This window comes from Limnohabitans sp. 2KL-3, from assembly GCF_001269405.1.
In the GTDB taxonomy this organism is placed as follows: Bacteria; Pseudomonadota; Gammaproteobacteria; order Burkholderiales; family Burkholderiaceae_C; genus Limnohabitans_A.
Map to the genome: position 1 here is coordinate 1 of NZ_CXON01000001.1, position 7644 is coordinate 7644.

Sequence of the window (7644 nt, forward strand, 5' to 3'; positions counted from 1 at the left end):
GAGATCTACACTCTTTCCCGACACGACGCWCCTGAGTGAGCTGTGCCGACAACTGGAGCAAGGAGAGTACAGGCCCCAAGCGGTGCGGCGGGTAGAGATACCCAAAGCGGGCGGTAAAACGCGGCCCTTGGGCATCCCGACGGTCAAGGACAGGATCGTGCAGACGGCGGTCAAGCGGGTGATAGAGCCGATCTTTGAGCAAGAGTTTGAGGACACGAGCTACGGGTTTCGACCCGGCAGGGGCTGCAAAGACGCGCTGCGGCAAGTTGATGCACTGCTCAAAGAAGGCTACACCCATGTGGTGGATGCTGACTTGCAGGGGTACTTTGACAGCATCCCGCACGAGGGCTTGATGGACAGGATCGCAGCGCACATCAGCGATGGAAGGCTGCTGGCCTTGCTCAAGGGCTGGCTACAGCAAGACATCGTGCAAGAGATGCGCAGATGGACGCCGACGACGGGCACCCCGCAAGGGGCGGTCATCAGTCCGTTGCTGGCCAATGTTTACCTGCATCCACTGGATGTGAAGATGAAGGCGCAGGGCTACCGAATGGTGCGCTACGCGGACGACTTCGTGATCCTGTGCGAGACGGCGTCACAAGCGCAAGAGGCACTGGAGCAGGTCAGGCAGTGGGTGGCGCAAAACGGGCTGAGCTTGCACCCGGATAAGACCCATGTGGGGGACTGCACGCAAAGGGGACAGGGCTTTGAGTTCCTGGGCTACCGATTTGAGGCGGGCAGGCGCTGGGTGCGGGACAAGAGCCTAAAGGGGCTGAAGGACAAGGTGCGAGAAAAGACCAAGCGCACGAGAGGCGAGAGTCTGCGCGTTGTCATTAAAGAGCTTGGCCCCATGCTCAAGGGATGGTTTGGCTACTTCAAGCACGCCTATAAAAGCACATTCCCCAGCATAGACGGATTCATCCGCAGGAGGTTGAGGGCGATGCTGCGCAAGCAGCAAAAGAGCCCGGGGATGGGGAAGAGCCAAGTTGATCACAAACGCTGGCCAAACGAGTACTTCGCGCAGTTGGGGCTGTTCACCATGACGCAGGCCCGAATGCAAGCGAGCCAATCCCGATGAGGAAACCACTGACTGGAGAGCCGTGTGCGGGAAAACTGCACGCACGGTTCGGAGGGAGGGGAGGCCTTGGCCTTTCCTACCCCTATCAAAATGGGGCTTCGGCCAAGACGCTGGCTCATTGCCAACCAATGACTTCCAGACCTCGCTCTGAGGCGCAGCGCTGCACGAACTGGCGAAACACGGGGTTGGCTTGTTGTGGGCTCATGGCGCCGCGGGTTGCGCCTGCTGCGGCCCCAATGACAGCGCTTTGTGCGCCGTATTTCAAGGCATCGTTCACATGACCGCGCCCCAAAACCAGGCCCGTGACCGCGCCCGTGACACCGGCCACAGCGGCGCCCATCTTGGCGCCTGCAGCCACGCCATGGCGCTCGTCACCCGGGCTCAGACCGCTGGCTTGGGCTTGGGCCACGCACTGGCTCAGGTGTTGTTTGGCGGCCAGCTCGCCCATGCTCTTGTAAGCGGCATTGGGGTAAAGCACCGGGGCGCTGGGACTGGCGTTGTCGGTGCTGGCGCAGCCCACCAGCAACCCGCTGATGAAAAGGCTGGCTGCGGCGATGCGGCTGCTGGGGTGGGGGCAGGGTCTTGGGGTGTTCACAATCGTCTCAACGGGTTGGTCAGCGTCGATCCTAGCAGTCTTGTGAGGTCTGTTGCGCCAGCCACTGGTGCAGGGCATGTTCTGCGCTGTGTGTGGTGGTGGGGGGCAGGCCCAGCGCCTGCGCCGCTGTGTTGAGCGCTTTCAGCACAGCTGGCGGGTTGTGCAGCTCAAGCGCCAGGGCTCCGTTTTGTTTGCTGAGCTTTTCGCCATGGCTGCCCAGCACCAAGGGGGTGTGCAGGTATTGGGGTGACGGCAAACCCAAGGCGTGCTGCAGCACGATTTGCCGTGCCGTGTTGTCGGCCAAGTCTTGGCCGCGCACCACATGGGTGATGCCTTGGGCCGCGTCGTCCACCACCACCGCCAGTTGGTAGGCCCACAGGCCGTCGGCGCGGCGCAGCACAAAGTCGCCTACTTCTTCGTTCACGTTTTGTTGTTGCGGCCCCAGGCGACGGTCGGTCCAGTGGGTGATGGCGGACAAGCCCAAGGCCTCTTGCACGGCCCGCACATTCAGTCGCCAGGCGCGTGCGGGTTTGCCACCCAGGCCTTCGCGGCAAGTTCCGGGGTACACCGCAGCGCTGTGCCGGGCCACGGTTTGGGCCGATTCAATGTCTTTGCGTGAGCAGCCACACGGATAGGCCCAGCCTTTATTCACCAGGGTTTGCAAGGCGTCGGCATAAACGTCGCCTCGCTGGCTTTGCCACACCACTGGGCCATCGGGCACCAAACCGCAGGCCGCCAACTGTTGCAAGATGGCCTGGTCAGCCCCCGGCACACAACGTGGTGTGTCCACGTCTTCGATGCGCACGAGCCACCGGCCGCCACGGCTGCGTGCGTCCAGCCAACTGGCCAGTGCCGCCACCAATGAGCCCGCATGCAAAAGGCCGGTTGGCGAGGGTGCAAACCGGCCTGAGTAGTCCCCGGGCATGCAGGCTCAGCGTTTTTGGAGCACCGCCAAAGCCAGCTCCAAGCCCGAGACAAAGGCGTCTTCGACCCGGTGGCCCAAACACCAGTCGCCACACAAGCCCACGCCTGTGTCTTTGGACCACAAAAAGCTTTGGCCCAGGGGCTGTGCTGTTTTGGCGTACAGCCAGCGGTGCACCTCGGCATGGGCCGGGGTGACACGGATGCCGGTGATTTCGGCAAAGGCCTTGATCAGCTTGCCTTTGACCCGCTCGGGGGTGTCGTTCACATGTTCGGCTGACCATGGGGCACTGGCCTGCACGGTCCAGCGTTCAATGCGTTCGCGCCCGGGTTTGGACGATTCACGCGCCATCCAGGCAATGCGGTGGTGCGTGCTGCGGGCGGCATTCCATTGGGGGCCAATGGTGATCAAGCCCGGTTGCACGGCCTGGGGGTAGGCCAACATCAGTGTCCAGCAAGGGTCCACCGTCACCGAGCTCAATGGCGCGGCCAAGTCGCTCAGACCCGAGGCGCTGAGCAACGCGGCGGCTTGGGCGGGTGGGATGGCCAAAATCACCTTGTCAAAACCGGCATACACCTGCTGCCCGCCGTCTTCACCTTCGGTGTGCAGTTGCCAGCCGTTTTTCTTCAGGGGGTCGGCCGACATGAGGGTGACCCGGGTTTGCAGCTGCACATTGCCGTCTTCAACCAAGGGCGTTGCCCAAGCCTTGACCAAAGCGTTCATGCCGGGTGCTGCCACCCAATGGCGCTCACCACCGGGCAGGCCCGCCTCGATCACCCGGCCATTGGGGTCCAATACACGCACCGCGTTGGCGCTCCAGGGTTTGCACACGCCGGGGGCGGTGCCGATGGCCAGCTCAAAGCGCGGGTCGCGCACCGTGAAATACTGCGCTCCGTGGTCAAAGCTGCCAAAAGCGCTGGACCGGGTCGACATGCGCCCGCCTAAGCCCCGGCTTTTTTCAAACAAGGTGACGTTGTGTCCGGCTTGGCGCAAAGTGCGTGCGCAAGTCACGCCGGCCATGCCGACTCCAATGATGGCGATGTGTTGTGTGTTCATGTAATCACTTTAGCTGAGAAATGGGGCTTGAAACCACCCGGGTGGGTTATCCCCGATGCGGGTTTTTGTGGACGGCTTCACACACGCTGCGACGGCCGCAAAAGCGCCTGGCGTGTCGCTGGACTTTCCAGTTGAGTCAACCACCAGCGCAAAGCTTGTCCGGCCGGCGCTTTGGGCGTGTCGCGCCAGGCATGGTGGCAGGTGTTGGTGCGTGGGGTGTGGACGCTTTTGGGGACCAGCAGGCCCTTGTCGATGAAGGGCCTGGCCAAGGTCTCTGGCAAAAAACCACCGCCCAAACCGCGCAGCTGCGCCTCCAGTTTGCTGGTCATGTCGGGCACGGTGAACACGTCTTGCCCGCCTTGCAAACCCATGGTCAGGCCCGTGCCCCGGCTGACCGAGTCGGCCACCGCCACAGCGCGGTGCTGCTGCAAACTGAGGTCACTCAGCGGCTCGGGGGCTTGGGCCAGTGGATGGTGTGGGGCCACCGCGTAGACAAAAGCGATGTCGCCCAGCACCGCATGCCGGATGTCGTTTTGCAAGCCCGGCTCCAGCACCACGCCCAAGGCCAAATCGGCCTGACCTGAGGTGAGGGCGGCCAGGGTGCCCGACAAGGTCTCGTAGCGCAGCCTCAGCCGGGTGGGCGCACCCAGCGCCAAAAAACGGGCGCACAGGTCCATGACCACACTGCGTGAGACGATGGTGTCGACGGCCACCGTGAACACCGCTTCCCAGCCCGTGGCCACACGGCGCACCCGATTGGCCACGGCGTCCATGTCGTCGAGCAATCGGCTGGCCTCGCGCAGCAACTCGCGGCCTGCGGCGGTGGGCACGGCCTGGCGGGCACTGCGGTCAAACAGCAGCACGTCCAGCGCATCTTCGATTTGGCGCACCCGGTAGGTCAGGGCGCTGGGCACCAGGTTCAGCGTGCGGGCGGCGGCGGCAAAGCTGCCTTGTTGGCCAATGGTTTGCAGCATCAAGAGGGCCTCGGGGGTGAGCCAGTCGCGTGGCGTTTGCATGGTGGTGGCCTGATCATTGAAATAGTTTGAATGATGCCAGCAAATCCGGGCCACCCTGCGGGGACTGTCCTTCGTTAAAGTTCAGGCTTGCTTGTGTGGCCCTTGCCGCACAACGCTGACCAGGAGAATCCCATGCTCACCTTGCGCAAATCCACCGAACGCGGCTACGCCGACCACGGCTGGCTCAAGTCCTTTCACAGCTTTTCTTTTGCCAACTACTTTGACCCGGCCCACATGGGTTTTGGCAACCTGCGTGTCATCAACGAAGACCGCATCGCACCCGGCACCGGCTTTGGCACCCACGGCCACCGCGACATGGAAATCATCAGCTATGTGCTTTCGGGCAATCTGGCCCACCAAGACAGCATGGGCAACGTGAAGGGTATTCCGCCGGGCGACGTGCAGCGCATGAGCGCGGGCAGCGGTGTGCGACACAGCGAGTTCAACCATGCCCAGGGTGAGCAGACGCACTTTTTGCAAATCTGGATCGAGCCCAATGTGACGGGGATCGACCCCGGTTACGAGCAAAAAACCGTGCCCGAGAGTGTCAAGCGCGGGCAACTGGCCTTGGTGGCCGCTCCCCCCGCCGACCCGCAAGCGACCGATCACACGGTGCAGATCCACGCCGATGCCCGCATGTACGCGGGTTTGTTGGAAGGCGCAGAAACGGCCCATTTGAGTTTGGACCCGGCCCGCCAGGCCTATGTGTTTTTGGTGCGTGGCCGCTTGCAGGCCAATGGCCAGTCGCTCCAGGCCGGTGACGCGGCCCTGCTGCAAGGCGAGTCGGCTTTGAATTTGAGCCAGGGCGAGGATGCCGAAGTGCTGGTGTTCGATCTGGCCCCCTGATTTTTTCAACCTTTTTTCATCGTTTCAAGGAGTTTTTCATGACCCAAACCGTTGTTGTTTTCCATTCCGGCTACGGCCACACCCAGCGTGTGGCCCAGTTTGTGGCCCAAGGTGCCAACGCCCAAAGCATCGCCATCGACGCCGACGGCAACATCACCGAGGCCGACTGGGCGGCCCTGGACGCGGCCGACGCCATCATTTTTGGCTCGCCCACCTACATGGGCATGGCCTCGTGGCAGTTCAAGAAGTTTGCCGACGCCACGTCCAAACGCTGGTTCAGCAGCGCCTGGAAAGACAAGGTGGCGGGCGGTTTCACCATCTCGGCCAGCCCCAGTGGTGACAAGCTGTCCACCATCCAGTACTTCATCACCTTGGCCATGCAGCAAGGCATGGTCTGGGTGGGCCAGCCCTCCATGAACGACGGCACCATCAACCGCATCGGCTCCAATTCCGGTGTGATGGCGCAAGTGGGCCCCACCAGCCCGGCCGAAGACATTCCCCAAGGCGATCTGGACACCGCCAAAGCCTACGGTGAGCGCGTGGCCGCCGTGGCCGCCAAACTGCGCGGCTGATCGATCAGGGGCTTGTCATGCCCTTGAGCCCCTCACCTGGGTGAGGGGCTTTTTTTTGAGGTGATCAGTTCAAGGTGTGTGCCCAAACCCGACTTTCATTGCCAGCCCGGTCAAAGGTTTTGGTGCACAACACCACGGGCCTGGGGCCCAGATCCACCGGCACGTTCCAGTAAGCCTGAAAACCACGGGCCGTCTGGCAGGCCAAAGTGCTGCGTGCCGTGGTGTATTCAAAACGGGTGATTTCGGGCACGGCATAGAGCAGCTCTATATAAGTGCTGCGCTCGTTGGCCTCCAAGACTTTGAAACGGGGTTCGAGCGTTGACGCGGTGTTGTCCACCTGCAAGGGCCAGGTGGTCAGCCCGGTCTCGTTTTGCAAGCAGGCCAGGTAAACGCCTTCTTCCGTGGCGATCAAGGGATGGGGGTCATCTTTGTAGTTTTGATAGCCATTGGGGTTTTGGCAGCTGTCGGACCCGGCTTTGACGATTTTGATGCGCGTGTTGGCATCGGCCGTTCCCCCAAACTGCCAGCGACGCCCCGGCAAGGTATTTTGCAGGGGGCTGTACAGGCCGTCCAAGGTCAGGGCAGGGCCCGAACGGGGCAAAGTGCAGTGCGGCTGCGACCCATCCCAAAGCCCATTGGCAAAACAGCCTGACAGCGTGTCGGTTGGCACGCTGTAGGCACGTTGGCGCTGAGGTGCTGTGCCCCAGGGGGTGATTTCACAAGGTGAGCCCAAATAGCAGGTCACCGTGTCCACCATGTCCTGTGTGGTGGTGTTGATGACACCCACGACCTCTTGATTCAGTCGGTTGATCACGGGTGAGCCCGACATGCCCGGTTCTACGCCTTGGCAATCGTTGGCTTGCAAGGCTTGCCAGACCCAAGTGAATTCGGTCACGTCGGTGCGCTGGCCCAAAGCGCACTGTATTTTTTTCAAAAATTGACCCATGGGGGCACCCACCACCGTCACGCTGCTGAGGGCGGGGGCCGGGGTGTTTTGCAGTTTCAAGGGTGCAATGCCTTGGGCTCGCAGCTGGGCCACAGTGCCTTCGAGTCGCAGCACCGCCAGATCGGTTTGGTTCAGGGTGCTGTAGACGACTTCCCGCACGGGCACCGTGATTTGTTGGCTGGCTGTGCTGTTGTCGTATTTAAAAACCAGCTGTCCTTGGCCAGGCTGGTTCTGCACCACTTGGTAAACCGACTCGGGGTCTGAATAGTTTTGCACGCAATGCCCGCTGGTCAGGGCGTAGGCCGGTGCCTGATCCTGACCCCAGTCCAGCGCAAAAGCCGTGCAGTGCTGAGGTCCCTCAAAACGTGCAATGCCTGAGATGTTCATCGTTTCCCCACCGGTCTCAACGCCAGGCTTGGCCGTTGAGCCGCCACAAGCCATCAGGCCCATGACCCCCGCTGTGATGAAGCTCCAGCACAAAAGACTAGTTTTGAGTGCTTTTTTTGTATTCATGATTTAAAAGTTTTTCTTGTAAGTATTGAGTTAATTGTTGTTTTGTACGCCAATGAGAGTATTCAATTCCTTAAAATGCGAGAAACAATAATAACAATAA

The 7644-nt window shown here is 61.4% G+C and carries 7 protein-coding genes; 2 read left to right on the top strand and 5 right to left on the bottom strand.

Annotation, left to right across the window (positions count from 1 at the left end; all coding sequences use genetic code 11):
- Positions 1–1193: 1193 nt before the first annotated feature.
- From AMM41_RS00010 to AMM41_RS00025, 4 genes are all read right to left on the bottom strand, one after another.
- Entirely contained in the window at positions 1194–1673 is a 480-nt protein-coding gene (locus AMM41_RS00010) for a glycine zipper family protein (protein WP_146186329.1), read from the bottom strand.
- A gap of 31 nt (positions 1674–1704) precedes the next feature.
- Positions 1705–2598 (bottom strand): tRNA glutamyl-Q(34) synthetase GluQRS, encoded by an 894-nt coding sequence (gluQRS, locus tag AMM41_RS00015; protein ID WP_089951671.1) that lies wholly within the window; start codon positions 2596–2598, stop codon positions 1705–1707.
- A 6-nt stretch (positions 2599–2604) separates the two neighbouring features.
- Positions 2605–3651 (bottom strand): NAD(P)/FAD-dependent oxidoreductase, encoded by a 1047-nt coding sequence (locus AMM41_RS00020; RefSeq protein WP_089951674.1) that lies wholly within the window; start codon positions 3649–3651, stop codon positions 2605–2607.
- A gap of 77 nt (positions 3652–3728) precedes the next feature.
- Positions 3729–4667 carry a LysR family transcriptional regulator gene (locus tag AMM41_RS00025; RefSeq protein WP_089951677.1) on the bottom strand — a complete coding sequence of 313 codons (939 nt, stop codon included), beginning with the start codon at positions 4665–4667 and terminating at the stop codon, positions 3729–3731.
- A 132-nt stretch (positions 4668–4799) separates the two neighbouring features.
- Here AMM41_RS00025 and AMM41_RS00030 point away from each other — a divergent pair, with 132 nt between their 5' ends.
- Together AMM41_RS00030 and AMM41_RS00035 are read left to right on the top strand one after the other, a co-directional pair.
- Positions 4800–5513 carry a pirin family protein gene (locus AMM41_RS00030; protein ID WP_089951679.1) on the top strand — a complete coding sequence of 238 codons (714 nt, stop codon included), beginning with the start codon at positions 4800–4802 and terminating at the stop codon, positions 5511–5513.
- Between the two features lie 38 nt (positions 5514–5551).
- Positions 5552–6085 (top strand): flavodoxin family protein, encoded by a 534-nt coding sequence (locus AMM41_RS00035; RefSeq protein ID WP_089951681.1) that lies wholly within the window; start codon positions 5552–5554, stop codon positions 6083–6085.
- Between the two features lie 64 nt (positions 6086–6149).
- Here AMM41_RS00035 and AMM41_RS00040 read toward each other — a convergent pair whose 3' ends face one another.
- Positions 6150–7544 carry a S1 family peptidase gene (locus AMM41_RS00040; RefSeq protein WP_089951684.1) on the bottom strand — a complete coding sequence of 465 codons (1395 nt, stop codon included), beginning with the start codon at positions 7542–7544 and terminating at the stop codon, positions 6150–6152.
- Positions 7545–7644: the final 100 nt, after the last annotated feature.